General features: G+C 47.7%; 22 protein-coding genes and 3 pseudogenes. 16 read left to right on the top strand and 9 right to left on the bottom strand.

Annotation, left to right across the window (positions count from 1 at the left end; genetic code table 11):
- Positions 1–78 precede the first annotated feature (78 nt).
- The 6 genes and pseudogenes from RE628_RS19555 to RE628_RS19530 all read left to right on the top strand — a co-directional run bounded on the left by RE628_RS19555 (position 79) and on the right by RE628_RS19530 (position 6,926).
- Positions 79–1,776 (top strand): extracellular solute-binding protein, encoded by a 1,698-nt coding sequence (locus RE628_RS19555; protein WP_309154605.1) that lies wholly within the window; start codon positions 79–81, stop codon positions 1,774–1,776.
- Positions 1,773–2,681 carry an ABC transporter permease gene (locus RE628_RS19550; protein WP_309154604.1) on the top strand — a complete coding sequence of 303 codons (909 nt, stop codon included), beginning with the start codon at positions 1,773–1,775 and terminating at the stop codon, positions 2,679–2,681. Before RE628_RS19555 ends, RE628_RS19550 begins: the two co-directional genes overlap by 4 nt.
- 18 nt (positions 2,682–2,699) lie before the next feature.
- Positions 2,700–3,580: pseudogene (locus RE628_RS19545) on the top strand (carbohydrate ABC transporter permease).
- Between the two features lie 87 nt (positions 3,581–3,667).
- Positions 3,668–4,579: a carbohydrate binding domain-containing protein gene (locus RE628_RS19540; RefSeq protein ID WP_309154603.1), complete on the top strand. Its 912-nt coding sequence runs from the start codon at positions 3,668–3,670 to the stop codon at positions 4,577–4,579.
- The gene (locus RE628_RS19535) at positions 4,492–6,051 is read left to right on the top strand and encodes a glycosyl hydrolase family 28-related protein (RefSeq protein ID WP_309154602.1); all 1,560 of its coding nucleotides are present in this window, start codon (positions 4,492–4,494) and stop codon (positions 6,049–6,051) included. The genes RE628_RS19540 and RE628_RS19535 overlap by 88 nt, the downstream gene beginning before the upstream one ends.
- Positions 6,052–6,074: 23 nt before the next feature.
- Complete coding sequence (locus RE628_RS19530; RefSeq protein ID WP_309154601.1) at positions 6,075–6,926, top strand: glycoside hydrolase family 43 protein; 852 nt, start codon at positions 6,075–6,077, stop codon at positions 6,924–6,926.
- A 477-nt stretch (positions 6,927–7,403) separates the two neighbouring features.
- On the opposite strand, the gene RE628_RS19525 is transcribed toward RE628_RS19530, so the two are convergent.
- Positions 7,404–9,461, bottom strand: a complete 2,058-nt coding sequence (locus RE628_RS19525) for an acyltransferase family protein (RefSeq protein WP_309154600.1) — start codon at positions 9,459–9,461, stop codon at positions 7,404–7,406.
- A 371-nt stretch (positions 9,462–9,832) separates the two neighbouring features.
- On the opposite strand from RE628_RS19525, the gene RE628_RS19520 reads away from it, so the two are divergent.
- The 5 genes from RE628_RS19520 (at position 9,833) to RE628_RS19500 (ending at position 13,006) form a co-directional block, all read left to right on the top strand.
- Positions 9,833–10,120 carry a hypothetical protein gene (locus tag RE628_RS19520; RefSeq protein WP_309154599.1) on the top strand — a complete coding sequence of 96 codons (288 nt, stop codon included), beginning with the start codon at positions 9,833–9,835 and terminating at the stop codon, positions 10,118–10,120.
- Between the two features lie 169 nt (positions 10,121–10,289).
- A complete protein-coding gene (locus RE628_RS19515) occupies positions 10,290–10,508 on the top strand; it encodes a DUF2933 domain-containing protein (RefSeq protein ID WP_309154598.1) in 219 nt (72 codons plus the stop codon).
- A gap of 178 nt (positions 10,509–10,686) precedes the next feature.
- Positions 10,687–12,192 carry a response regulator gene (locus RE628_RS19510; protein ID WP_309154597.1) on the top strand — a complete coding sequence of 502 codons (1,506 nt, stop codon included), beginning with the start codon at positions 10,687–10,689 and terminating at the stop codon, positions 12,190–12,192.
- Positions 12,081–12,803 carry a sensor histidine kinase gene (locus RE628_RS19505; RefSeq protein WP_309154596.1) on the top strand — a complete coding sequence of 241 codons (723 nt, stop codon included), beginning with the start codon at positions 12,081–12,083 and terminating at the stop codon, positions 12,801–12,803. The genes RE628_RS19510 and RE628_RS19505 overlap by 112 nt, the downstream gene beginning before the upstream one ends.
- On the top strand, positions 12,800–13,006 hold the full coding sequence (locus tag RE628_RS19500) for a hypothetical protein (RefSeq protein WP_309154595.1): 207 nt from the start codon (positions 12,800–12,802) through the stop codon (positions 13,004–13,006). Before RE628_RS19505 ends, RE628_RS19500 begins: the two co-directional genes overlap by 4 nt.
- A gap of 36 nt (positions 13,007–13,042) precedes the next feature.
- Here RE628_RS19500 and RE628_RS29715 read toward each other — a convergent pair whose 3' ends face one another.
- Together RE628_RS29715 and RE628_RS19495 are read right to left on the bottom strand one after the other, a co-directional pair.
- Positions 13,043–13,171 carry a NusG domain II-containing protein gene (locus RE628_RS29715; protein WP_375143127.1) on the bottom strand — a complete coding sequence of 43 codons (129 nt, stop codon included), beginning with the start codon at positions 13,169–13,171 and terminating at the stop codon, positions 13,043–13,045.
- Positions 13,129–13,455, bottom strand: coding sequence for a hypothetical protein (locus RE628_RS19495; protein ID WP_309154594.1), 327 nt, complete (start codon positions 13,453–13,455; stop codon positions 13,129–13,131). The genes RE628_RS29715 and RE628_RS19495 overlap by 43 nt, the downstream gene beginning before the upstream one ends.
- A 154-nt stretch (positions 13,456–13,609) precedes the next feature.
- On the opposite strand from RE628_RS19495, the gene RE628_RS19490 reads away from it, so the two are divergent.
- Positions 13,610–14,305, top strand: coding sequence for an HAD family hydrolase (locus RE628_RS19490; RefSeq protein ID WP_309159508.1), 696 nt, complete (start codon positions 13,610–13,612; stop codon positions 14,303–14,305).
- A 24-nt stretch (positions 14,306–14,329) separates the two neighbouring features.
- Here RE628_RS19490 and RE628_RS19485 read toward each other — a convergent pair whose 3' ends face one another.
- The 6 genes and pseudogenes from RE628_RS19485 to RE628_RS19460 form a co-directional block, all read right to left on the bottom strand.
- On the bottom strand, positions 14,330–15,439 hold the full coding sequence (locus tag RE628_RS19485; RefSeq protein WP_309159507.1) for a YheC/YheD family endospore coat-associated protein: 1,110 nt from the start codon (positions 15,437–15,439) through the stop codon (positions 14,330–14,332).
- Positions 15,440–15,441: 2 nt separating this feature from the next.
- Entirely contained in the window at positions 15,442–15,972 is a 531-nt protein-coding gene (locus tag RE628_RS19480) for a GNAT family N-acetyltransferase (RefSeq protein ID WP_309154593.1), read from the bottom strand.
- Between the two features lie 25 nt (positions 15,973–15,997).
- Positions 15,998–17,108: pseudogene (locus RE628_RS19475) on the bottom strand (YheC/YheD family protein).
- Positions 17,108–18,478 (bottom strand): YheC/YheD family endospore coat-associated protein, encoded by a 1,371-nt coding sequence (locus RE628_RS19470; RefSeq protein WP_309154592.1) that lies wholly within the window; start codon positions 18,476–18,478, stop codon positions 17,108–17,110. The pseudogene RE628_RS19475 and the gene RE628_RS19470 overlap by 1 nt, the downstream one beginning before the upstream one ends.
- A 74-nt stretch (positions 18,479–18,552) precedes the next feature.
- Entirely contained in the window at positions 18,553–19,662 is a 1,110-nt protein-coding gene (locus tag RE628_RS19465; RefSeq protein ID WP_309154591.1) for a YheC/YheD family endospore coat-associated protein, read from the bottom strand.
- Positions 19,663–19,675: 13 nt separating this feature from the next.
- Positions 19,676–21,041: pseudogene (locus RE628_RS19460) on the bottom strand (YheC/YheD family protein).
- A gap of 298 nt (positions 21,042–21,339) precedes the next feature.
- On the opposite strand from RE628_RS19460, the gene RE628_RS19455 reads away from it, so the two are divergent.
- The 4 genes from RE628_RS19455 to RE628_RS19440 all read left to right on the top strand — a co-directional run bounded on the left by RE628_RS19455 (position 21,340) and on the right by RE628_RS19440 (position 25,074).
- On the top strand, positions 21,340–22,353 hold the full coding sequence (locus tag RE628_RS19455; RefSeq protein WP_309154590.1) for a DUF445 family protein: 1,014 nt from the start codon (positions 21,340–21,342) through the stop codon (positions 22,351–22,353).
- Positions 22,354–22,532: 179 nt separating this feature from the next.
- A complete protein-coding gene (locus tag RE628_RS19450; protein ID WP_309154589.1) occupies positions 22,533–22,883 on the top strand; it encodes a YlbF/YmcA family competence regulator in 351 nt (116 codons plus the stop codon).
- Between the two features lie 138 nt (positions 22,884–23,021).
- Complete coding sequence (locus RE628_RS19445) at positions 23,022–23,315, top strand: hypothetical protein (protein ID WP_309154588.1); 294 nt, start codon at positions 23,022–23,024, stop codon at positions 23,313–23,315.
- Between the two features lie 526 nt (positions 23,316–23,841).
- Positions 23,842–25,074, top strand: a complete 1,233-nt coding sequence (locus RE628_RS19440) for an ABC transporter substrate-binding protein (RefSeq protein ID WP_309154587.1) — start codon at positions 23,842–23,844, stop codon at positions 25,072–25,074.
- Positions 25,075–25,184: the final 110 nt, after the last annotated feature.

The following is a 25,184-nucleotide window of genomic DNA, read 5'->3' as shown; positions in this document are numbered from 1 at the left end:
CTTTAGCGTTACATAAACTAGGCAGTGGGTGCTAACATGTGGTCATGGGCCCAATATACATCGAAGTGGAGTGATCTTATGAAACGATTTGGGAAAATAATGACTTCAGTGTTATTAATCAGTTCAATGCTGCTTGTAAGCGCTTGCGGAAATAGTAGCAGTAATGATGAAGGAGAACCAAATAATATGTCTGGCCAAGTACGGTCAGATGCAGGAAATTCGGCAGACATACAGACTGCCAAGTATGACCCGGCTATAACAGTATCTCTCGTCGGCGTAACTGATGATACGTTGGAAGGAGTGCTGGCGAAGCTGCAAGGGGAGTCCTTCGAGGATAACCGCTGGACGAAGCTGTATGAGGATCAGCTTGGAATTAAATTCAAATATAACTGGATTGCCAAAGGTCCGGATCAGTTCAAACAGAAGATGAATGTTTCCCTCGCTACTGGGGATGTGCCTGAGTTTATTCAGGTCGATGCGATTGAACTGAAGCAATTGCAGGAAGCCGATTTAATTATGGATCTTGGTGAACTATACGAAAAATATGCGGCACCATTGACGAAGGAAGTGTTGGCACAGGACGGAGAGGCTCCGTTTAAAGTAGCTACGATTGACGGCAAGCTCATGGGGCTGCCCAATGTCCGCTCATCTATTGATATGGCTCAATTCGTCTGGATCCGTACCGATTGGTTGAACAAGCTGGGACTGTCTGAGCCGAAATCGATGGATGATCTACTTGACATTATCGAGGCCTTCACGACACAGGACCCTGACGGTAATGGGCAGAATGACACGGTCGGCTTGCTTGTACAAAAGGATTTGTTCGGCGGATTTGCCGGGCTGGAAGGATTCTTTAACGCCTACCACGCCTATCCGACCGTCTGGGTGAAGGATGAGAACGGACAAATCATTCATGGCAGCACACGTCCGGAGGTCAAGACCGCCTTGGCTGAGCTGCAAAAGATGTACCAAAAAGGACAGCTTGATAAGGAATTCGGTGTTAAGGATTGGGGTAAGACAGCGGAAACCGCATCTGCTGGCAAGGCAGGCGTCGCTTTTGGACAACAATGGTTAAGCGCCTGGCCGTTCCAGTCTAATCATGACAATGATCCGAATGCAGTTTGGAAGGCCTATCCACTATTATCCATCGACAGCCAGCCGGCCAAATCGGAGATCAGTCTGGGAACGACCCAATATTGGGCGGTACGAAAAGATGCGGCGCATCCAGAAGCATTGATCAAAATGTTCAATCTGTATATTGAGAAGAACTGGGGAGAGACGGCGGAGTTCGACACTTATTATTTGCCAGGCGATGCTGAAGGAACGTGGAAGCTTTCGCCGGTAACGCCGGAGCCGCCAAACAAGAACCTCGATGCCTATCTGGCCATTAGCGAGGCTACTTCCTCCGGATCGGTGGATCAACTGAAGGGTGAAGCTAAAGTCATCTTGGACAAAGTCATAGAGTATAAGAGCGGCAACCAAGGCTTATGGTCCTGGTATGCGGGAAGTGACCCGGTCGAAGGGGTGTACCGTGTGATGAAGCAGTACAAGGATCAAGACTTGTTCCAGATGAATGAATTTGTCAGCGCACCGACACCGACGATGACCGATAAGAGCGCTACGCTGACAAGGCTGATGAATGAGACATTCATGCGGATCATTCTCGGCGATCTGAAGGTCGATGCGTTCGATAAGTATGTTGAGGACTGGAATAAGCTCGGAGGAGAGCAAATTACGAAGGAAGTCAACGAGATTCATAAGGCGGGCAATAAATGATGAAGCGAAGCATTGCATTACGGCGAAATCTTCCACTGCATCTCATGATTTTACCGGGATTGATACTACTTGTTCTGTTCTCATATGTTCCGATGGCCGGGCTATACATCGCTTTTCAGAAGTTTATCCCGGCCAAGGGTTTTTTTGGAGATCAACAATGGGTCGGTTGGGATAATTTTCGCTATATGCTGGAAATGCCAGGTATTTTCAATGTGTTGTGGAACACCATCTTCATCGCTGGAATGAAAATGATAGCAGGGCTGATTGTACCAATCGCAGTCGCCCTTCTGCTGAATGAGCTTCGGTGCGCTGGCTTGAAGAAGGGGATTCAAACTTTGATATATTTGCCGCACTTTTTATCCTGGATTATTCTGGGTGGTGTGTTGATCGATATCCTTTCTCCTTCCTCCGGCCTCGTTAACCAGCTTTTAGGGTGGTTCGGAATCGAGCCGATTTTCTTCCTTGGCAATAATAAGTGGTTTCCTTACACAATGGTGATATCGGATGTTTGGAAGGAATTTGGATTCTCGACCATTGTATATTTGGCCGCCTTGACGGGTATCGATCCGCAGCAGTATGAAGCGGCGATCATTGATGGAGCCAACCGCTGGAAGCAGATATGGCATATTACTCTGCCTGGGATGCGGATGATCATTGTACTGATGATGGTGCTGAGCATGGGCAACATTCTCAATGCGGGCTTTGACCAAATTGTCAATCTGTACAGCACCCAGGTGTACCAAAGCGGGGATATTATCGATACCCTAGTTTATCGGATAGGGCTGCAGCAAGCACAGTACGGGGTCGCGACCGCCGTCGGGCTGTTCAAATCTGTTGTGTCGTTTCTATTCATCTCCGTAGCGTATTATGCGGCATATAAAATTGCCGATTACCGGATTTTTTAGAAGGAGGCGAAAATTGAAATGTACAAACAATCGCTCGGCAGCCGGATATTTCAGGTCTGCAATGCAGGCTTTCTGATCTTGCTGGCGCTTCTCTGTATCACTCCGCTGATACATATCGCGGCGGTATCATTTAGCTCCAGTTCAGCGGTCACGGCTGGACTTGTAAAATTCTGGCCTGTAGACTTTACACTGAGCTCTTATGAATTCGTATTTACACGCAAAGAGATTTGGCTCTCTATGGTAGTGACTGTTGAACGGGTTGTGCTAGGCACTTCGCTGAATCTGTTGATAACGATCCTGGTGGCTTACCCGCTCTCCAAGGAGTCAAGCACCTTCCGCTCCAGAACGCTGTATTCCTGGATTTTTTTCTTCACCATGCTGTTCTCCGGGGGCTAATTCCCTGGTATATGGTGATCAAGGAGCTGGGGCTGTTGGACACGGTCTGGGCTCTGATTCTGCCTGGTGCGGTACCCGTCTTCAGCATCGTGCTGCTGCTTAACTTCTTCAGGCAGCTTCCCAAGGAAATGGAGGAGGCGGCGTTTGTCGACGGTGCCAGCCATTGGAGGGTTCTATGGGGATTAGTTGTCCCCGTTTCGCTGCCGGCAATGGCCACGGTGACATTGTTCGCTGTTGTCTGGCACTGGAACAGCTGGTTTGATGGATTAATCCTTATGAATCGACCGGAGCATTATCCGCTGCAGAGCTATTTGCAAACCGTGATCATGCAGCGGGATATGACTTACTTGCAGCATTTAAGCCGCTCGGAACTTGCTTCTGTATCGGACCGTACGATTAAGTCGGCACAAATATTAATAGCAACGCTGCCAATCGTGTCGATCTATCCGCTTTTGCAGCGGTATTTCGTGAAAGGCATTGTCATTGGAAGTGTAAAAGGTTAATTGGGTTAATGGAATCAAAAGAGCATGATAGAGAGAATGGAGCAGAGACTGGCTGAATGATTCGATGGAGGGAACAGGTGGTCGAAAGTGAGAACAAGAAAACCAAGCATTCTAATATCGTTAGCCATTATACTTGCATTTGCGCTGCTGCCGATTGGCCCAGCTAGTCCCGTTCACGCGGCAGCCTCTATTTATGTTGAGGGGTTTGAAGGGGAAGGACTTCCTGCTCTTTATAGTTTGCCGGAGCCATATGGAACGATTATCGAGTCGGCATCTGAGGCTATAGCAGGGAATAGGTCTGTTAAAGGTCATAGTGAAGCTGGCGCAGCCTGGGCGGAATTTATGAAGCTTGATCGCCAGGTTTCTCTGACTCCGGGTACTGATTATGTTATTTCATTCAAGTATAAAGTGATGAAGCCAGCAGGTGAATTTTTCTACTTTTACATGAAGCAGCCGGGAGTGAACGGGGAGGTCACTACAGGCTTTAATTTTAAAGGCGACGGAACAATTCCTTACCGTACTAATCTTACGGCAGAGCAGACCCGACTCTCGGAGAAGGACGGATATATGCTGGCGCAGGCCGACTTCAAGGCATCCGGTGATGGTCTGTATAAGATGGTCTGGGGGATCCAAGGGGGCGGTACGATTATCGTCGACGATATCTCGATCCAAGAGGAACACTCCCTCCTGAGGTTCCGGCCCAGGAGAAGGTGGTGCTGGAGGGATTCGAAAGCGGACAGCTTGCCGATACCGCATTTCTGGCTGCTGGGAGTGGCGAACTGGTCACCGCAAATGCGATTGCGGGTGGATACTCTGTCAGCGGCTCGGCGTCCCCACAACAGGAATGGCATGAATATCTGCTCACAAATCCGGATAAACTTCGGCTTGCCGCTAATTCAGTTTACACCGTTATGTTCAAGTATGAGGTCGTGGAGGAAGCGCCTGAGGACGGATATTTCTATGTGCTGGCACAGATGGGGGGCAAGACGGCAGCCATAAATTTCAATGGTTCCGGAACAATGCTATGGACCAGTGCTGACAGCGCTGAAGTTGCGACGCGTGGTAATGATAAAGTGGCAAGAATGACCTTTGTAACCGGAGAATCCGTGGACGGAATCCTAAAATGGGGTATCCGAAAAGGAGGTAGCATCGTTGTCGATGATATTTCGGTAACGAAGGGAAAAGCTGTGATTCCAGCCGAGGACAGCATAAGCATCGGCTATGTCAATGTGACCGACTATGGTGCGGTCCCGGGCGATGGACTGGATGATACAGTCGCATTTCAGCAAGCTATAGCGACAGGCAAGAGCGTCTTTGTTCCGGCCGGGGTATATCATGTCCAGGATACTCTGCAAATTCAAAATCAGAACCTGGTTGGAGCGGGCATGTTCGTGACGCAGATTGTTGCTTCCAACCCCGGTGTCAAGGCCCCGGTCCTAAAGGCTGGGCGCACCTCCGTGGTGGCAGATCTCGGCTTGTCCTTCCAAGCGGATCTGATCACGGATAGGGAAGCAGCGGGGGAAAGGGTTGGTATTTATACATCGGCCCAGTGGTCTTTACAGCGCGGATCGACGATCCGCAATGTGCGTATCTCGGATGTCGGTACGGCAATCTATTCCCCGAACGGCGCGGAATCCTTCTCAGTGACCTATGATACTCTGGAAATAGAAAACTTCTCCTATCGCGGCATCGACTTCAGCTCGGATATTCGTACAGGCAATGTTTTTAACAATATTTATCTGAAGTCTTCCCGACCGCATGTTGACGTACCGTTTGCACTTACCGGGGAGGAGAGCGAGGTTTCGATTACACAGCTGAATGTGGAGCATACCAAGGTTAATACAGCGATTTTGCTGGAAGGGGTCTACGGTTTGGCAGCTTCGACAATTCATATTGAAGGAGTGACCCTGCGCAACCCAAATAGCGGATATATTACGCTAGACGGAAGCACGGGCTCGATCGAGAGCTTGTCGGTTTACTATTCACCGATCGAGCAGCAGCGTGTCAGCCTGATTCAGCTTGGTGACAGTACCTATGATATCGGAAATTCATTCAAGCCGGAGACGGCGGCGACGGCGGCATTTCTGCGGGTCGGCACTCTTCATGTCAAGGGATTGAATGATCCGAATGCGGATCTGCATGGGGCGAAGGCGGGAGGGCTTAACCAGAGTGATGCCTCAGGATTTGTATTCTTTGACAGGCCGCAAACTGCGGTTGGCAAATATACAGTTCAATTGGACAATTATGTCTGGTATACCTTCCAGGATGATCAAGCCGTCTATCGTGCTTTGCCGGTTGATCCGGATCAGCGGATCATCTTCACGAAGCTAGGGGTTGTACCGTCTTGGGGCAATACAAAGGAACGACCGGTTGAACGGCTGATTCCATGGACTTCCATGTATTATGATACAGATCTACAGGCGCTGCTGATCTGGAACGGCGGCCAGTGGAAACCGGTGATCAACCAGTAATTTAGAAAGGAATTGAAGAGACGATGAAATTACTGCAGGATATTCATATCCGAGATCCGTTCATTTTAACGGATTCGCCTAATCGACGCTATGTTATGTACGGCACGATAGGAGAAACAGCCTGGACGGGACAGCCTGTCGGCTTTGACGCCTATATTACCGAAGACCTGATTCATTGGGAAGGGCCCGTGGCGGTTTTTCGTCCGAATGTGGACTTCTGGTCGGATCAGCATTACTGGGCTCCCGAAGTTCATGAATATAAAGGGGCCTACTATATGCTGGCGAGCTTTAAGGCGGAGCATGCCTGCCGTGCCACTCAAATTCTTCGTTCGGACTCTCCTCTCGGCCCGTTCTTGCCGTACGGGCCAGGTCCGATTACACCGGCTGACTGGGAATGTCTGGACGGGACTCTGCACATAGATGGCCAGGGACAGCCATGGGTAATCTTCTGCCGGGAATGGCTAGAAGTAGGAGATGGTCAGGTCTGGGCAGCTCCTCTGTTACCGGACCTTACGGCTCGTGCAGACGAACCTGTACTGCTGTTCAGGGCCTCGGAAGCTGCTTGGTCGCGTGCCATGCATGACGGTAAGGACTACGTGACCGACGGTCCCTTCCTATATTCTGGGGCACAGGGTGAATTGAACATGCTCTGGTCCAGTCAGGGAGAGAAAGGTTATGCGATGGGCAAAGCCATCTCCGCAAGCGGAGAAATAATCGGCCCATGGAGACAGCAGGAGAGGCCTTTATTTGCGGAGAACGGAGGTCATGGTATGATATTTACAGCCTTGGACGGGCAGCGCTACATTTCTCTTCATACACCTAATGACCATCCCTTCGAGCGGCAGGTCTTCATTCCGCTCCCTAAGGATGCTTAGCCTTCTGAAGAGGAACAGGCAAGCAAGAACCGAAATTGACCAGTATATTGCATAGGTACTGTCCGTATTAGCAAAGATGCAATCATATAGGATCGCTCCTTAAGAGCGGGCGTTCTTCCTCCTGGAGAAATATACGGACGGCATTATTATCAGATGAGGTAGGATGAACGACGATAGTCGCTCGCTATATTCCATTGTAAAGTCATCAGCGTTGTGAGCAGTTTAACTGTGTAACAAGCTATTCCCGCTACTTTATCGCTTCCTTGGAAGCCTGATCACAAAGTACAAGCAAAGTGTGGGGCAGCTTCGATCAATACTATTTATTGGATACCTCCGGTATAGTGATTCAAGTGAAGAGCGTAGAGATTCTAATTTCTGAGTTTCCTAAGATTGATAATGAGATAAGTTTAATATTGTAGAGATAAAAAACAGGCAGTCAAAACATTTACGTTTTGACTGCCTGTTTGTCTTTTGTGATTACTTAACTATCGATTTCAATGTATTTGCAATGAGATTTGCGTAGGCTTGGGAACCGTCTTTGGTAAGGTGGACACCGTCCTTGGCAAAGTACTCATCATGATTCTCGCTGGCACCGTACCAGTCGATGAGTGTAATACCGGGCGTGTTGCCGGAAATATCATTCAGAATCTTATTCACTTGGCTCTCCCATTTACGGGGAACACGTGTATTGATCAGAATAATATGTTTGACGTTCTCCAATGATCCGAGGCAACTCTCCAACTGCTTCTTGTTGAACACACCGTTGGTACCCAGGCCAATAATGACAGTATCGCCCAATTTATTTCGTTTCTGAAGCTGGGTCAGTAGCTTGGAGCCGCTGACCATCTGCCGTCCGATCTCAGCATCAACTTTGATACCGGGCAGCAGATCTTCCAGATAGGGCTGGCCATCAAGCATAACGGAGTCTCCGATGGAGTTGACATTTCTCCAATTGGTTTTGGAGGACTTTACCGGTTTTGAAGCTGGAGAATCCTTCTCATATTCTTTCGCTTCATCGATCGGAGGTGCAACGGATGCCCCCGTCTCCGGCGGATTTTGCTTCGTCGTCTTGTCTTCTTCCTGTTTATGTTCGGAAGATTGCCCATCGCTACTTGGGGCTGTACCTGCAACCGCATGATCACCTTCCCCAGTGCTTCCATCCCCATCAGATGACTGTTTTCCATCCGATCGAACAGATGCCTCAGAGTTAGTATCATTCGGCTTCACAGGGGGAACAGGTCGATCCGGTTCCTGCTTATGATCGGGTTGTGCTAGAGCGGGTACGGAGACTACCTCCTTCGCCGTAGAAGCTGTGGCCGGTACATGCAGGATCATGCCGGATACGAACAAAATAATAATAACTGCGGATAATGAGCTGATAGTCCACTGTTTGACGGATAGCTGCCGCGGCTTCCACTGAAATTTTCTTAACTGTTTGATCACGGTGGACAATTGTCCGCGCCGGATCGGTTCTTCAATATATTTATACGACAACGAAGCAAGAATGACGCTAGCTGCCACCTGAATCAAGGCCAGCTTCCAGTTGTAAGCGCCAGTATTCACTGAAGGTCTGGATAGTACGATAATCGGATAATGCCATAGATAAATGCCGTAGGAGCGCATACCAATCCAGCGTAAGGGTTTGAGGCTGAATACTTTGCTGATCCACGTAAACGGATGGATAAGCGCCATAATTACCATTGCCGTAGAAATCGCCGCTAGCATAAATCCGCCACGATAGAGAAAATCATCAAATTCATTGGCTTGCAGCAGTAAGGTTACTATAGAAGCTAAACCGAGCCAACCGATCCATTCGAAGGATTTTCGGGTTCTCCGGGAAGGGTTCATTATTATACCATGACTAGGCATCATCAGTGCCAATGTTGCTCCGATCAATAGAGCGAATACCCGCGTGTCGGTTCCATAATATACTCTGCTTGGGTCGCTGCCAGGTTGGTACAACAGAATCATAGTCAGCATCGAAGCTATAGCTAATGTCAATGTAATAAGAACCATTTGACTTCTTTTGGGTGTAAATCGTAAGCCCAATGATAATAATAGCGGCCATAATATGTAGAACTGCCCTTCAACCGATAATGACCAGAGATGGATTAGTGGAGCCGGTGTGCTGTATTGCTCGAAATAGGAGACTTGGTGGAAGATGAGCCGCCAGTTGTTAGCGTAGATCATCGCCGATCCAACATCACCGCGCAGTGATTGCAGTAAGCTGCGGTCGAACAGTGTAACCCAAGCTACTAGAATCATTAGCATGGTGATTAAAGCCGGGAACAACCTGCGGAAGCGACGTACCCAGAAGCCAGATAAATCAAGTCTGTCTCTGAGCTGGCGTCGTTCGATGAGCAGATTGGTTACTAGATATCCTGATAATACGAAGAATATATCAACGCCAAGGAATCCTCCCGAGATTCGGGAAATGTCCAAATGATAGGCGATAACTGCGATAATGGCAAGGGCGCGGAGACCATCCAGCCCAGCTATATATTGACTTTTCTTGTTCGCTAATGGATTAGACATAGATAAGATCCCCACACCGATTCATCCGGATTTTCCTGGTTATTAACGGAAGTTCTAAGGGATCCAACTTATTAATTAACCTCATTGTTTGATTTGAATTTGTAGATTTAAATCCGCATTGCACCACTTTTAATTCATCCTTTCTTATGCTTTCACAATTGATGTATATCCATTATAAAACGTAGCGAAATGACTTTAATGACAATCAGATTACGATAGGAATTCAAAATTTTAACACATTTTGGGTACTTATTTAACAGGAAAGATTTGGTTAGATTGTTACGGAAATTTGAAGAACTATAGTCGCTTTTCGATCCTCACAAATTCCACATAATTAGGGTCTACAATTTTCTCTTGAGGAGGAGATTACGATGAAGGCAAAATTTGTTATCGGCTTGGGTGTCGTTGTGTTAACACTTGGGATTGGAACGGCGGCGTATGCTGCTGGAAATGGACAGGGCGTATGGTCATCTTTCCAGGACATGCTTCCTCATATGAGGGAGGTACATCCTGATCTATCGGATCGGCAATTGGAGGATATGTATCAGAGCTGTCACGGTAATCAGGGGCAAGATGGACAAGGAATGATGCGTTCAAGCAATACATTGCGGTCCGGTGGTATGATGCAAAATGGTGGTATGATGAAATCTGAATACTAAGATCTGAAGGAGTTGCCTGGAGGTTGCAAGTATGAATGACCTCAGGGAGCTCCTTCTTCATTTACATAAAAATGAGAAATCACATAAATACGCTGTAACTTCATCAAGATTTCTACAAAACTCATCTATACAATTAGGGTATTCAATTGAAGAAGGGGGGTTAGTTCGTATGGATTGGTCTTGGTTATTTGTATTGATTTGTCCCTTAATGATGATCTTCATGATGTTTGGTATGAAGGGTTCGCACTCGCATGGAAGTGGCCATGGACGTGGGCAAGCTGTGTATTCGAGCACAGATTTGGAAGTGCAGCAGCAGCTAACTGAGCTGCGGGAACAGAACGAACAACTTCGTAAGGAGATTGCTAATTTGTCCCGGAACACGAGGTAGTAAGGTTTATAAAATGAAGAGATTCTGAAGCCATCTAATTATATGCAAGCAGCGCCATACTATATAATAGAGGTAGTTCAAAAAGTCCGGCTTTTTGAACACACATTGATAGGAGCATTAGGAGCAGAATCGTAAATAGCGGCTGTTTGCTGCGAGGCAATAAGGGATGGTGAACAGGATGTCAAAATTGCAGATATTAGTCGTCGATGACGAATGGAATATGCGTAACCTGCTGCGGATTTATTTAATTAAGGAAGGATTCGAGGTAAAAGAAGCATCGGACGGCATGGAGGCCCTCATGATGATTGATAAGCATGAATTTGATCTTGTGCTGCTGGACGTCATGATGCCGGATATGGATGGTTGGCAGGTATTAAAGGCGATCCGTGCAAAGACCAATGTAGCTGTTCTTATGCTAACGGCCCGTTCCGAGACGAAGGATAAGGTCTATGGTCTGGGGATTGGCGCTGATGATTATTTGACTAAGCCATTTGAGCCTGAGGAGTTGATTGCCAGAGTCTTCTCGTTGATTCGACGCTCTGTTATTACTCAGTCTACGGTGGTGCAGGAGCAGACGCTTGATTATCCTGACATCAGGATCATGCCCGATGCCAGGGAGATTTATATCCACGACCAATCGGTGGACTTTACTCCCAAGGAGTTCGACCTGATTGTTGCTCTAGCAGGGAATCAGCACCGGGTTTATAGCCGGGAGGATCTAGTCAATATGATCTGGGGGTATGATTATGATGGAGATTACCGCTCGGTAGATACCCATGTCAAGAATATCCGCGAGAAGCTGCAAAAGGCTGGATTAAGCTATAATCCGATTCAGACGGTGTGGGGGTTGGCTATAAATTCAATGCAGCCGGGTCGGATCATGATAAAAAATAAAGTAGGAATGAAGCTCGGTTTCGTTATTATCGCTGTTTTTATCGTCGTTTTAGGCATTCTTGGAGTTACGATCGACCGGATGTTCTCGAACTTCTACAATAGTGAAATGAGCACGGAAGTGGATGAATTGGCCACGCATTTTGCCATGATGGCGGAGACTCCGGATGCACCGACAGAGCAAATGTTGCTTAAATTCGCCGATTTTTCCAATGTTAGCATCTTCTACGTTAATAAAGACGGGAAGGTTCAGGCTCATTCCGGAGAGGAAGAACTTGCGGAGGCTTCATTTATACAACAAACGGACGTCAAATCCATCTTTTCTGGCCGGACGGTTCGCTTGAAGTATGAGGCTTCGAGCGGCAATCGCTACTTTGTCACCGCGAAACCGATTGTCGATGAACGGGCGGGAGAGAAGCAAATCAAATCGGCGCTTTACGTTCTTTCATCGTCCAAGCATATGGACAACTCCATCGTAGCGATGCGCAAGCTGCTTGTCTTGTCGGGTATCGGTGCCCTATTGCTTGCACTCGGTATGACCTGGATTGTCGCTCAATTGCTGTCCAGGCCGCTACTCCAGATGCAACTGGCAACGCGTAAGATCGCTGTCGGGGAATTGGAGACGAGACTGGACATCTCACGCGATGATGAGATTGGCTCCTGGCAGCAGCCATTAATAATTTGGCTGAAGAACTGCAGAATTATAGGGATACGAGACAGGAGTTCTTCGCTAATATTTCGCATGAACTGCGTACTCCAATTACTTATCTGGAGGGGTATTCCAAGGTTATAAAGGATCGACTGTACAGCACGGAGGAAGAGCGTGATCAATATCTAGATGTGCTACATCAGGAGGCGAAGCGGCTTCAGCATCTCGTTGACGATTTATTTGAATTGTCGAAGATGGAGGAAGGCAAGGTCAGCCTGTCACTGGAGTGGATTGATCTGGCTGAAGTGATCGACAATGCTGTACAGAAGGTGCAATTGAAAGCGAGCGATAAGGGGCTTATACTCCGCGCTTCCCTGAATCGCAGTACCGCTTGGGTTCATGGCGACGGACTTCGCATGGAGCAGGTGATCCTCAACTTGTTGGAGAATAGTGTTCGCTATACGGAGCAAGGCGAAATCAGCATTACTCTGGGACAAACGGAAAGCTATGTATTCGTGGCGGTTAAAGATACCGGGATAGGTATTTCTGAAGATGAACTGCCATATGTATTCGAACGCTTTTACAGGGTCGAGAAATCCCGCTCCCGTCAGCACGGTGGAACTGGTCTTGGATTATCCATCGCCAAGAAGTTGATCGAGTTACAGGGCGGAGAAATATTCGTAAGTAGCAAGCTTGGCGAAGGCACGACTTTCGAGATTAGGTTCAAGCTGGAGGAACAGGGGGGATCGATATGAAGCGGGCAGAATGGCTTATCGTTACAGTGATTATCGCCATGGGATTAGTTTGCTTGATAATCTCCGCCAACATATCCTGCTATACTTCGATTCCCGAGATCGTCAAGTCGATGGGGAAATACTGCCTACTCATGATGGCGGTTGCTGGTCTGATCGGAGGAGTTTATTTCTTTGTGAACCGGAACCGTTCTAACAGACGATAATTTGCTTGGTTTGCTGATCCCCTGACAGTTCATGGATTAATAGACCTCTGCATCGATCCCCGTCTCTGATTCGGGAGCATGTCCCTCTACTTCGATAATCATCCGTAGGGGGAGACAAATAATCACATCTCCCGGTTTCGTAATATGTCCAAAAGTGAAGCAGATCTTCTGCGGGCAATCGGATTCGATAACCTCGATTCCATAGTCATGGATCTTAGCCGGTCATATCCACGCGAAGTCTTCACTTCGACGTACTGCGTCTCCGAAGTAAGTTCTACCGTTTTGTAGATTTTATTGTCCACTTTAATCGTGGCATAGTAATGTCCCGATGGCTTAACAGATGCTTCAGAGCTGCCCATGATCCATCTCGCACCGATGATGAGTAGGGCGATGGACAGTACAACGGCGATCAGCACGAGGTCGCCTTGCTTGAAGGTTCGATGAATCATAGGAGGTCATCCCCAGTGGCTGTTAATTTCTCCCGGTAGTCTATAATATAAATGTGTGTTTTTCATGTGGAGAGTATAAACTACCGTAGTTTACTTCTTAGATTCATTAACTTATGATGAGGCTATGAACGAAGAGATAGAGAGGAATGTGGATATGGAGCAAACAGAGAATAGACTAACGAAGCCGGAAGCGATGATCTTCGATATGGATGGGACGCTGTTTATGACGGAGACGTTGTTAATCCCTGCATATCATCGCATGTTCGATAAGTTGAGGGAAGAGAAGCTATATATGGGTGAGACACCGCCGGAGCAAGTGATTCTCGGCTGCCTCGGTATGTTACTTGATGATATCTGGAAGAAGGTAATTCCCGATGCTAGCGAGGCTGCCCGTCAGCGGGCGAATGAATTGCTTCTCGAACTGCAGCTGGAGGATTTGCAAAAGCATCATTCGAAGCTGTATCCAGGTGTACTGGAGACGCTAACGGAGCTAAATAAGCAAGGGGTAAAGTTGTTCGTGGCCAGTAACGGACTGGAGCACTATGTAAAAGGAGTAGCCAGAGCTCATCAAATCTTCCCGTTATTTGAAGCTCTGTATAGTGCCGGCGAATATGAGACAGCATCCAAGGTGGATCTGGTGAAACTTCTGTTGGACAATCATCATATACATAATGCTTGGATGGTAGGGGATCGGTCTTCTGATGTGGAGGCTGGTAAGAAGAATGGTCAAGTGGTCATTGGCTGTGACTATGCCGGTTTTGGGGACGAGCAGGAGCTGGCCGGAGCGGATCGATTGATTGCGGATTTTACCGAGCTGCTGAAGCTGTATCATCAAGCAATCGCAGAATAATATGAAAATGAAGAAGTCGCTCCTTTAAGAAGGAGCGACTTTATGTTTATATACCCATAGCGCGTATTCCAATGGTCTGACAATGGAGTAGTGATACGCCTCTGGGTCTCCGGACTGAATGAACACTTCACGAGCAGGCTTGGGATTGACCTCAAGAATAAAAATTTTACCATTCCTATCGATGGCTAGATCAAGGGCTAGTTCACAGAGCGCACCATATGACTCTTCCAGATACGCCGCTACCTCGACGCTCATTTTCTCAGCAGTCTGGCGGATTTCCTGGAGATTCTCTTCAATAGGGGCGATCTGTCGCAGCAGCGTATTCATCGGCACCGCCTGGCCTCCTCCATGCAGATTGGAGGTGATACTACGGGGAGGACCGATGCGCCCAGCGCAGCCAGTTACTTGCCATACTCCCTGACCATTCTTTTGCACCAGCATGCGGTAGTCATGAACTCTACCGCTGGGCAGTTCGATTTGAATCCCTCGTTGGGCAACAAAGCGTTTACCGCTCTTCCATCCGATCAGATAAGGTATGAGTCGCGATTTATGGAGCTTTTGGGCAGGGATGATCTTGCGATTCAGTTTTCTTCCTTGAATGTAGAAGGTATCCTTGCCTATCTTTTCTACCCTCAATATGCCCCGTCCACCGGTACCATTGATCGGCTTGATGTACACGGTCGGATATTTTTTGAGCATCGCAGAGACGTTGGCGGTATTGTGGAACAATGTTGTCTCCGGCAGATATGGGCGGAATCGTGACTTGCCCAGCAAGGTTTGATATACGGTCCATTTATCCCGGAGCGGACGATTCAAGAAAGTCATATTTCTGTAGCGGGCGCGGAATCTCTTTAATTGCTCGAAGCGTACACTATGCTGAATCCGGCAGCGATCGAAGATCATATGCGGGAAGCTCCGCCATTTACGTGACCATTTCCGCTGCCCTGGATCATAGATTAGAGCGTGAATCTTATTCCTCTTATAGTCAACATCCATAGGGGTAAACACGAACACATCTAATCCGAGCTTCTGTCCTTCGGTGATCATTCTTTGGTAGATGTGCCGTTCTTCCAGATGTTTTTTATTGTTTAGATATAAAGTTAAAATTCCAAGTACGGGTTGTGCCACTTGCATTTTCACCTTCTTTGAGCGAGGTTGGCGGCAGATTCCTGCTTTCCGGTGGACTCTGATGGGCCAAGCAAAGGATCTTGCAATGGGTCCTGTAGGAGTAACCCGCGTTTGCCACCATGGATTTTAATCATGCCCCTTGCGCAGAGTCCGGCTCGGAACCCCATCTGAAGGGCCCCGAGATCATCCAGCGCAATCCGGCAGGTCAGCGAGCCGAGGGCGGCAAGCTGCTGTTTGAGTAGGGCCGTGCCAAGACCGATCCTGCGGTACAGAGGATGGACCACGACGATACAGATGTCCTGACCATATCCTGTTGCCCCGGAGAAGGCGGCAATTCTCGGGCCGTCTTCTGCCTGGACGGTGACCAGTTGTAAAGATGTGCCGGACTTGCTCAGATCTCGGTAGCTGAGCTTCAGCAGCTCTTGGTAGACATTTCTGTACATTCGTTTGCCGCCATACCTGCATATAAATGCCAGAATATCGCTTTGCTTTCTTTTCCAGTCCATCTCATTGTTAGGCTTCAGAGTTAACCAGTTCATCTTGGTCCATCCCTCCTTACAGACGTTATTTGTCCTGATGTGCTAGATAATTACTAAATTGGAAGACTCGTTCTAATGACTTTTTACGAATTTGCGGTTCATCAAATTTCATCGGTTTGGCATTGGCCTCGAAGAACCAGATCTTGCCTTCTGTATCAATTCCAAGATCCATGGACATCTCTCCCAGTGTATGGCCACAGCCTCGCTCTACCTGCTTGGCGATGAGTAGGGCGCTCGATTTAAGCCGGTTGATCAAGAAAGTAGTCATGTCGGAGCCGAAAGTCGGAGTCAGCATTTTCTCTGGATCCTCTACGCTTCCACCTTGTGGGACATGAGTAGTAATCCGGTGAGGTCCAGCCAGGCGGGCGCCGACCCCGGTTACGCTCCATATGCCTTTTCCGGTCTTCTGCACAAGTAATCTCAGATCAAAATGGCGGTCCATATAGGAAGCAAGAGGGATGCCTTGCTGGATAATGTATGGTACACGGATCGTCTCTGCTCTAATTTTCCGCCACATGTTAGCCATATTATCGGTGGCATAGATGACATCTTCTTCTTCTGCCCTGGATCGTTAATTGATAGGGCTTTGGGCTGTCGGAATTATATTTCAGTAGCATAATCCCTTTACCGGCCTTACCGCTCTCAGGCTTCAAATATAAGGTTCTATGCTGCTTTAGCATGCTGTACAATGTCTGTGAAGAGCGCATTCTCTTCGTATCAGGAACGAGATTATGCGTAGAGCGGTTCTTCTTCAGCCAGTCGAATAGGCGCCATTTATTGAAAAAGTACGGGTTGAACAATTGAATGGATTGATGCTTTACGCATTGGTCAATAATTCGCTTTACTTGCGGCTTAATCTCATCTTCACGTAGCGGAATCCGGTTATATATGACATGGGGCAGGGGGAACCACAGTTTCTTCCAGCCTTTTTCCTCTGGACTATAAGAATAGCCATGCACCTTTTTGGCTGACAATTTCAAATCCCTTGTCGTGATGATATAGACGGGGAAATCAAGCTCCCTGCCGATCTTCACAAGATCGCGGAAGTTGGCGCGGTTTCCTCTGAATTGTTTTTCTTTGTCATGTACCGTGAGTATGGCTACGACAGGCTTCTGGTCAGCTAAAAGATGACTCATTAGCCATCCCTCCTCCGGAATTTGCTCAGATATAAGCAATGTTCCAAAATATGCTCAATGGAGGCTCTGCCTTCTGCGCGGAGAGATGGATGCTTGAATATCGATCGTCCCGGCTTGGCATTCGCCTCGAACATCCAGACCCGCTCATCTTTATCGATCCCGATATCGAATCCGATCTCTCCAAGCAGATGCTGGTGGTGGGTTTCAATCGCTTCGGCAAGATTAATCGCAACTGTCTTTGCATTTCTAAGTACATCATCCGCTCTAGTGCCGAAGGTTCTTCCGAGGGCCTGCTCCGGGGTCAATAGCGATCCGCCGTTCTTCAGATGCGTCGTAACGCTGCCCTTACCTGCCTTCTTGGCACCAATGCCAACGACGGCCCATTGGTTACGGCCATTCTTATGCATATGGAATCTGAAGTCGATTGGGCAGCCGTCGATCTCGATCAGCCGGATTCCCTGCTGGGCGACATAACCGCGCAAGGTGCGCCCGTGTCTTGCCTGCAGCGTACGCATTAGGCTGCCGAAGGAATTGAAGCGCAGCAGGGCGTTACGCCCGTTCTTACGGTATCTAGCGTAATATCCGTTCTTCGCCACATGTGATAGGCGGTAGATACCGTTGCCAAGACTGCCGCTGCTCGGTTTATAGTAGATGAGCGCATGACGGTCAAGCAGATCTTTGATCTGCTCCGGTGAAGGGCTATTGATCGATTCTGGGACGAACCGATTAGCCGCCGTATCTTTCTCCAGCAAGCGATAAATGTCGGATTTATTGAAGAAACTCCAATTAAAGAATGGGATTCTACGGCGGATAAATCTTTCGCGCAGTTGATTGATGGAATGGGTCGTCTCAGCGCGGCGGCTTGGCAACCGATTGTAGACGACATTGGGCAAAGGTACTCTCTTGCGCGAGAAGCGTCCGTTCTCACCAAGGAAGAATCCGTTGATTGTCTCGTTGTTCCAATTGATATCTCTCGGTGTGAAGGCGAAGATATAGGACTGCTTGCCGCCGATCGTCAGCAATTGCTTGATGAAGCCAGTTCTAGACCCGAAGGGATGGACCATTGATGAGGTCGGACCGTCGGACAGTACCCCGATGAGCGGACCGATCTGGACCTCGCCTTCCTGAGCGCGCATGAACACCCCGCCTGTATTCGGAACTTTAATTCCTTTACGGATTCCGGAGGCCAGGTATAAGTGTTTTCCAGTTTTGTTGATAGACTTGACGGTGGCAGGAATGCGTTCTCCACCGAATCTGAGGTGGACCGACTTTTTCCCCGACAGTTTCAGGTTTTTCATTAAGGAGCCGGACACGTAGACGACCCGTTGAGGCTGCTGCGTGAAATGGACGTTGCCAAAAGTCAAACTCATGAATTTTTTCCTCCTAAAAATACGTGGTTCAAAAAGTCAGATTATAGGGGTCTAACGGTATTTCCGAGCCACATTCAGGATTTGCCATGCAATAAATAGCGGGCGTACCCCATTGGATTTTGAATCGATTTTCTAGCACTTCTCATATCGCCGATTTGCACAAATGAAGTACGACCCGGTTTGGAGTTGACCTCCAGAATCCATATATTTCCTTCCCGATCAACGCCGAAGTCGATCCCCAACTCTGCCAGACGGCCAAAGTGGATTTCTAGGGCCATCGGGATCTCTGCGGCGAGCTCTTGAATTAACATGGCGATCTTACTTCCAGTGTCGCTCCCGTATTCTCTGATCAGGAAGGGAAGCGCCTTATGGGCCGATCCTCCGCCGTGCAGATTCGAGGTGACGGACTGTTTGCGACCGACCCGTGCTGCCATTCCGGTCTGCTGCCAGTGGCCAGTTTCGTTCTTCTGCATCAGTACCCGGATGTCGAATGGCTCGCCGTCTGTATTGCTAAGTTCAAGATAAGGCTGGAGCAGGAAGGGGCGGCGTCCAATGAATCTATCGATCCATTCAAGGCCATGATTCAGACTTAGAAAACGACGGTTGATGATATTGTTATTTCCGGCTCGCCCGGTGACATGGAGTTCATTTCCGATGGACGACATCTTGACATGCAAGGTCCGTCTGCCCTGCGTGCCCATCTGTGGTTTTAGGAATGCCTCTCCCTGATGGGTGTGCAGCCATTCGGTCAATGCGGGAGAACCTTGATATTTTGTGGTTTCCGGTAAATAAGAGGTGAACTGCGGGAATTTGCCTAGCGTCTGGTACACGGCCCATTTTCCCGACAGACTCCGGGTTAAAAAGATGAAAGGATGGCTTTTCTTGAGCAAGGAGAGTGTCTGTTGCTTCTGGTACAATTGCTTGCGGTCATGGGAGAAATATCTGTCATATACGATATCCGGTGGCGAGAACCATTTCCTTCCCCAACGTCCATCCTCATAGAAATAGCCTGCTACAAGTCCGTTATTCGGATTGACGGAGACAGGGCTGAATACATATACCTCGAGGCCTTGTTTCTCTCCCATGATGCATAAATTGCGGCAGAAAGCCGTCTCAGCAAAGGGAACTGTTCCTTCACTTCTCGCTACCAGAATGCCAACTGCTCCTTTTGACAGCTTAGCCAAACTTCTCTCCTCCTTAAAATCCGGACAAATAACGGGCATATTCGATCACTTGCTTTACGGAGGGGCGGATTTTCCTCCACCCATAGGTGTGTTATCATTTTTGGATGGCTTAGAATTCACCTCAAGTAGCCATATTCGTCCATGATGATCCACGGCCAGATCAATGCCGAGCTCTCCGAAGTGGGCCGGGATTTGTGTGTCGATGCCTTTGGCAATGTCGAGTGCCGCTTTTCGCAGCTGGGCGCTGACCCGAGATTTGACTCCGACAGGAAGCAAGCTTCGAGAGACTGCGTCTTTAACTGTACTGAGCGATCCCCCGCGAGCCAGATTAGAGACAAAATGCTGGCTGCCAGCTGTTCGGGCTACGATCGAAGTGATGTTCCAAGCTCCACTCCGGTTCTTCTGCACCAAGGCGCGGAAATCCACAGGACGTCGATCGCTTTCGATCAGGATAAGTCCCTGCTGGATCTGGTAGCGTGTTGTCTTCATCTTGGAAGCTAATGTGGAATACAGCTTGGTGAGCGAAGGATAGACCTGTCTTTTTGTCCCTCCGACTAATGCGGTCATTGATTGAAACGCCCCGCCTTCCAGCCTGGAGATACGTATGATGCCTTTGCCGAGACTACCTTTGATCGGCTTCAGGAATACGATCGGATGTTTGCTGCACATCATCTTCAGCGTGGAATAACCGCGGAACGAATGGGAATCAGGTAAGTAGCGCGACACGGATACATCTCGCCCCAACGCGTCAAAGACTTCGGTCTTGTCAAGGAACTTTTCATTGAAGAAATGGCTTCCGTAGCGGGATTTTACTTCTTTCATAAAATGCTGTACGCTAGGTTTATTCTCTAATTTGCGGGTTGTCAGACGATTGTAGAATACATCTGCAGCAGGCACGATGATTTGTCTCCATGTTTCGCCGAAGACCCAGCCTGACAAAGATTCAGGACTCGTTCCGATATGATCTGGTGTGAAGAAATAAACATACACTCCCTGACGCTGGCAAGCCTTCACGAGTTCTCTGCAGAACATCGTAATAGGACCGAAGGGTCTATCCGAAGCTCCTACATAATCTCTGCTGATTAACACTCCGACGAGTGGACCAAACTGGAGAGTAGTGGAGTGCGGACGGTAGCTGAGCCGTAACGAAGAACGGGGCAGAACACCATTTTCCCGGCCAGTTCCTGGCTGATTCTAACGCCATCGAACCTGGCCAAGGGAATGACTTTGACGGTGTGCCTAAATGAGCCGAATGCAAGCTGTACAGGATAATGGGTTGGGATTTTCCATTGTTTTATCAGCTGTTCGCCTAGGACGAGATAATCATTATCCAGCAGATTCGGGCTCATAATTTGAATCTTTATTTTTTTGGAGGGCATGAAGCGTAAGTCTCCTTCCAAGCTTAAGCTTGATATCCTGGATGCTAATAAGGGTATCTGCGTAAGTGCATGTAATGCATCATATGAGGACATAGAATCCTTGGTGATTGACCCATGTTTGATTTCATTAGCCTATATTCTAGGATCTTGCGGAAGGAACATGAGGGGCCAGGGGGAAGGTAGGTATATAGATGAATCCTTGGGTTTATATTCTTGTCAGTGTGGCTGTCGCTGCTTTCGTCGGTGGCATCACGAACCATTTTGCTATTAAGATGCTGTTCCATCCGAGAAGAAGATCATGATCGGTCGATTTCGCGTTCCATTTACCCCGGGGTTAATACCTAAGCGTCGGGAAGATATCGCGCAGTCTCTCGGGAATGTCGTCGCCGATTATCTGGTAACTACGGAAGGGCTACAGGATATGGTACTCCGCCCCTCCTTCAAGCAGAAGGTAGAGGAGTATCTGAAGGCACTTCTCTATAAATGGATGCAAAGTCCACTCACACTGAAGGAAGCAGCTTTGACTGTATGGGATGAGGAGAAGTGGGAAGCGATCAAGCTGAAGCTGACCGATACGGCCAACACGGTTCTTGAGCGTGGGGTCGATTTGGTATGGGATCAATATGGTCTCGGTGACAAAGCGCTTAAGGAGGTTATTCCTGGCTGGACAGAGGAGAACCGCGAGCGCTGGAGCGAGCTGGCTGCGGATGCCTTGCTGCAGACGGTCGAGGAGGAACTGCTCTCTGCCGGAGGTCAGCGGATGCTGTCGAAGATGGCGGCTGGCATGGCCGATCAAGCGGGGGGATTCCTGGGTACAATGGCAGCGATCTTCATGGATGAAGATAAGATCGTTCGCAAGCTGACACCTGCTCTAGTCCGTGCTCTAAGGGGAGACGAGACGAAAGCCAAAGTAGCTGAAGCAATTAAGGGCAAACTGGAGGAATATGCCGAGAAGCCTGTTAGTGAATTGCTGAAGATGTTGGCGGATGAAGAAGGGAAGGATTGGATTGTCCTGCAGCTTCAGAGGTTGCCAGTGGGTAAATGGGTAAGTAGGGCCGAAGAAGTGAAGTTATCGTCCTTGCTTACTTCATGGAAACCACAATTGGAGAATGCGATTCCTGGCTTTACAGATCGTATGTTAAGAGGAATAGTCCGTGGCATACCAGTAGTGATGACGGCCATTCAATTGCCTAAGATGGTACACGAACAGGTACAGAAGTTCCCGATCGAATTGTTGGAGGAAGTCATTCTTAGTGTCTCCGGTAAAGAATTCCGTGCGATTACTTGGTTAGGTGTAGTCCTCGGGGAATGATCGGGTTAGTTCAGTCTATATTCTTGCTTTGGTTCCGCTAGATAGGTTACCTGGTTACCTCATTATGCCTAAGTGGTGACTGATCCTCAAAAATCTGCACTAACAGTGGCAGGTACTCTATGAATCGGTTATCATTATTGTTTGGAGTCTTTCTTACAAAATTTCAGGAGGAAATAGAAATGAATATTTATGATAAAGCGAATGAATTAGCAAAATCGTTGAGAGAAAGTCAAGAGGTTACGGATATCAAATCGGCGATGAAGCTGATCGATTTGGACCAAGACAGCAAGCGGATGCTGGATGAGTTCCGCACACAACAGAATGAGATGCAGCAACGGATGATGACAGGAGATATGCCATCTCAGGAAGAGATGGGGCAGATGGAGAAGCAATTTGAAAGCCTTAGTCTTAATTTGAACATCCGTCGACTGTTCGATGCGGAGCGCCGTCTGAGCGTTATCATCCAGGATGTGAACAAGATCATTACAGACAGCCTGCAGGACCTATACGGCCCATCGATTGAAGGCTAGAACGATAAAATAAATCTCTCATAATTTGAACAACCTCTCATAATGTTTAAATCTCCTTCATAGAGTAGATATATATAGATTCCATGTACGAGCCTATGGACATTGTCTATTCCAAGAAATGAAGGAGTTGTAGCTAAGATGAAAGTTGTCAAGAAGAAGAGTAAATGGAAGCATGCCGTGTATTTGATTCTAGCCTTGGCTATGCTGGTATATGCCATTCCCCTGATTAAATTCCAGCCGGGCAGGGATCTCGTATCCTGGTTCGGGATTGTCTGGGCGGCTTTCGCCCTGCTAGTTATCGGCGCGCATTTGCATTTCCTACTGGGTGTGAATGAAGAGAAGCAGCGGACCTTGGATGCCGCCCGCCGCGCCAAGCTGAGCGAGTGGCAGAACAAATGGGGCGTAGAGGAACGGCAGAATCATAGCATGTAAGTTTATATTTTTTGACCGCAAGCGTGAATCTTCTAGTTCGATATGAACTTGAAGATTCGCGTTTTTTATTTATCGAAATCGGCATTGTTTGAAGTGATTCGACAACTTAGCGAGAATTCTATTAACTTGAGTCATTTTTACTAGTAAAAATACATTGTTTTTACTAATGACTAACGTGTACGAAATGGCTGTAAAGAACGAAATAACAGCTCTTTATACATTAATTGTGGATATATTAGCAGAATAAGGATGATTTACGATTATTTTTACTGATAAAAATTGTTGACTTTTTACTAAAATTAAAAATATAATGAGTAAACAGAAACGCTCCGCTTGGCTAAGAAATGTCGAAGCCGTAGCATAAAGCGATATTCAGTTATTTTTTTAAAAGAATAAGTATGCGCTTTCATATTTGAGTATTTCAGGGGGTGCCAAACAGCCAACGTATAATAGCGATTAATGTGTAGTATGATCTGGACTCAGCGTAGTGCTTATGATTTGTAACACAAATTTAGGGGGGGCCTTTATGCTGAAAGTGAAAGGGAAATCATTATTTATCGTTATGTTGATGGTGAGTATGGCTTTAACGGCTTGTGGAGGAGGAACAGGAAATAAGGCGGATCAGGGTGGTAAACAGACGATTCGGTTTGCGACTTGGGATTCTGAGGATAACTTGACATTGCAGCAAGAACTGATCGATAAGTTTAATGAGAAGCACCCAGATATTCAAGTGAACTTGGAGGCCTACGGTAGCGATTATGACACGAAAATCACGGCCGGTATGGGAGCGAAGGATGCTCCGGATGTGATGTACATGTGGAACTATCCGACTTATAAGGATGCGTTGGAGCCTTTGGACCCTTATATCGAGAAGGAAGGCAGCGGATTTAAGGATAATTTCTATGATACGCTGTGGAATTACAACTCGGCAGATGATAAAATCTTGGGCCTGCCGGTAGGCTATACTACACACGTCGTTTACTATAATAAGGATTTATTTGATGCCGCGGGCATTCCATATCCGCAGGACGGATGGTCATGGGAAGACCTGCAGGCAGATGCTAAGAAATTGACCAATAAAGCGGATAGCGTTAGTGGATTTGCTTTCTCAGGTAAGCCTGACCCTTATGATTTTGAGATGTTCCTATGGGGGAATGGTGCTTCCTATACCGATGATCAAGGCAACCTTGAAGGGAATCTGAATAGTCCAAAATCGATCGAAGTACTTACGATGTACCAGAATATGCTCAAGGAAGGGTACGCAATTACTACCGAAGGCTCGGGATCCACAGAGATGAAGTCGGGGAAGGTAGCCATGTTTACGAATGGAGCCTGGTCGATCGGAGGCTTGAAGGAAGCAGGGATCAATTTCGGAATTGTCGAGTTGCCTAAGTTCAAGAATGGAAGCGCTGTCAGTATAGTGTCTTCTTCAGGTATATCGATGTCGAAAGAATCCAAGAAGAAAGATGCGGCTTGGGAGTTCATTAAATTCTGGACGAGCGAAGAAGCGAACAAGGCGCGTATTGACTATGAACTGCCAGTACTGAAGAGCGTGGTAGATAGCGAGAATTTGAAGAATGATGATATGAAAAAAGTGTTCTATCACATGCTGGAGTTGAGCGAAAGTTATACGCCGTCTTCGTTCAAGGTGGACAACTGGAGCGAGATTTCCGAACGTCTGGAACTGGCGTTTGAATCAATCTTCAATCCAAGCACTTTAATGGATCCTAAGGCCGTGTTGGATGACGCAGCACAGTAAACTTATAGATTACCTCGTTCATTAGATTGAATGAAATCTTGAAGTGTGTGATCAAAAACGGACTTTTTGAACTACCTATAAAGCGGGAATGAGGGGACGATGAGGCTGTC

It is taken from the genome of Paenibacillus sp. D2_2 (assembly GCF_031199965.1).
In the GTDB taxonomy this organism is placed as follows: Bacteria; Bacillota; Bacilli; order Paenibacillales; family Paenibacillaceae; genus Fontibacillus.
The sequence above is the reverse complement of the archived record's forward strand: the minus strand, read 5'-3'. Positions and strand labels throughout refer to the sequence as shown.

Bases quoted from the DNA above. Each gene is read 5' to 3' on its own strand.
- RE628_RS19555 (WP_309154605.1), top strand. From the start codon at position 79: ATGAAACGATTTGGGAAAATAATGACTTCAGTGTTATTAATCAGTTCA.
- RE628_RS19550 (WP_309154604.1), top strand. From the start codon at position 1,773: ATGATGAAGCGAAGCATTGCATTACGGCGAAATCTTCCACTGCATCTC.
- RE628_RS19535 (WP_309154602.1), top strand. From the start codon at position 4,492: ATGTTCAAGTATGAGGTCGTGGAGGAAGCGCCTGAGGACGGATATTTC.
- RE628_RS19530 (WP_309154601.1), top strand. From the start codon at position 6,075: ATGAAATTACTGCAGGATATTCATATCCGAGATCCGTTCATTTTAACG.
- RE628_RS19525 (WP_309154600.1), bottom strand. From the start codon at position 9,461: ATGTCTAATCCATTAGCGAACAAGAAAAGTCAATATATAGCTGGGCTG.
- RE628_RS19520 (WP_309154599.1), top strand. From the start codon at position 9,833: ATGAAGGCAAAATTTGTTATCGGCTTGGGTGTCGTTGTGTTAACACTT.
- RE628_RS19515 (WP_309154598.1), top strand. From the start codon at position 10,290: ATGGATTGGTCTTGGTTATTTGTATTGATTTGTCCCTTAATGATGATC.
- RE628_RS19510 (WP_309154597.1), top strand. From the start codon at position 10,687: ATGTCAAAATTGCAGATATTAGTCGTCGATGACGAATGGAATATGCGT.
- RE628_RS19500 (WP_309154595.1), top strand. From the start codon at position 12,800: ATGAAGCGGGCAGAATGGCTTATCGTTACAGTGATTATCGCCATGGGA.
- RE628_RS19495 (WP_309154594.1), bottom strand. From the start codon at position 13,455: ATGATTCATCGAACCTTCAAGCAAGGCGACCTCGTGCTGATCGCCGTT.
- RE628_RS19490 (WP_309159508.1), top strand. From the start codon at position 13,610: ATGGAGCAAACAGAGAATAGACTAACGAAGCCGGAAGCGATGATCTTC.
- RE628_RS19485 (WP_309159507.1), bottom strand. From the start codon at position 15,439: ATGCAAGTGGCACAACCCGTACTTGGAATTTTAACTTTATATCTAAAC.
- RE628_RS19480 (WP_309154593.1), bottom strand. From the start codon at position 15,972: ATGAACTGGTTAACTCTGAAGCCTAACAATGAGATGGACTGGAAAAGA.
- RE628_RS19470 (WP_309154592.1), bottom strand. From the start codon at position 18,478: ATGAGTTTGACTTTTGGCAACGTCCATTTCACGCAGCAGCCTCAACGG.
- RE628_RS19455 (WP_309154590.1), top strand. From the start codon at position 21,340: ATGATCGGTCGATTTCGCGTTCCATTTACCCCGGGGTTAATACCTAAG.
- RE628_RS19450 (WP_309154589.1), top strand. From the start codon at position 22,533: ATGAATATTTATGATAAAGCGAATGAATTAGCAAAATCGTTGAGAGAA.
- RE628_RS19445 (WP_309154588.1), top strand. From the start codon at position 23,022: ATGAAAGTTGTCAAGAAGAAGAGTAAATGGAAGCATGCCGTGTATTTG.
- RE628_RS19440 (WP_309154587.1), top strand. From the start codon at position 23,842: ATGCTGAAAGTGAAAGGGAAATCATTATTTATCGTTATGTTGATGGTG.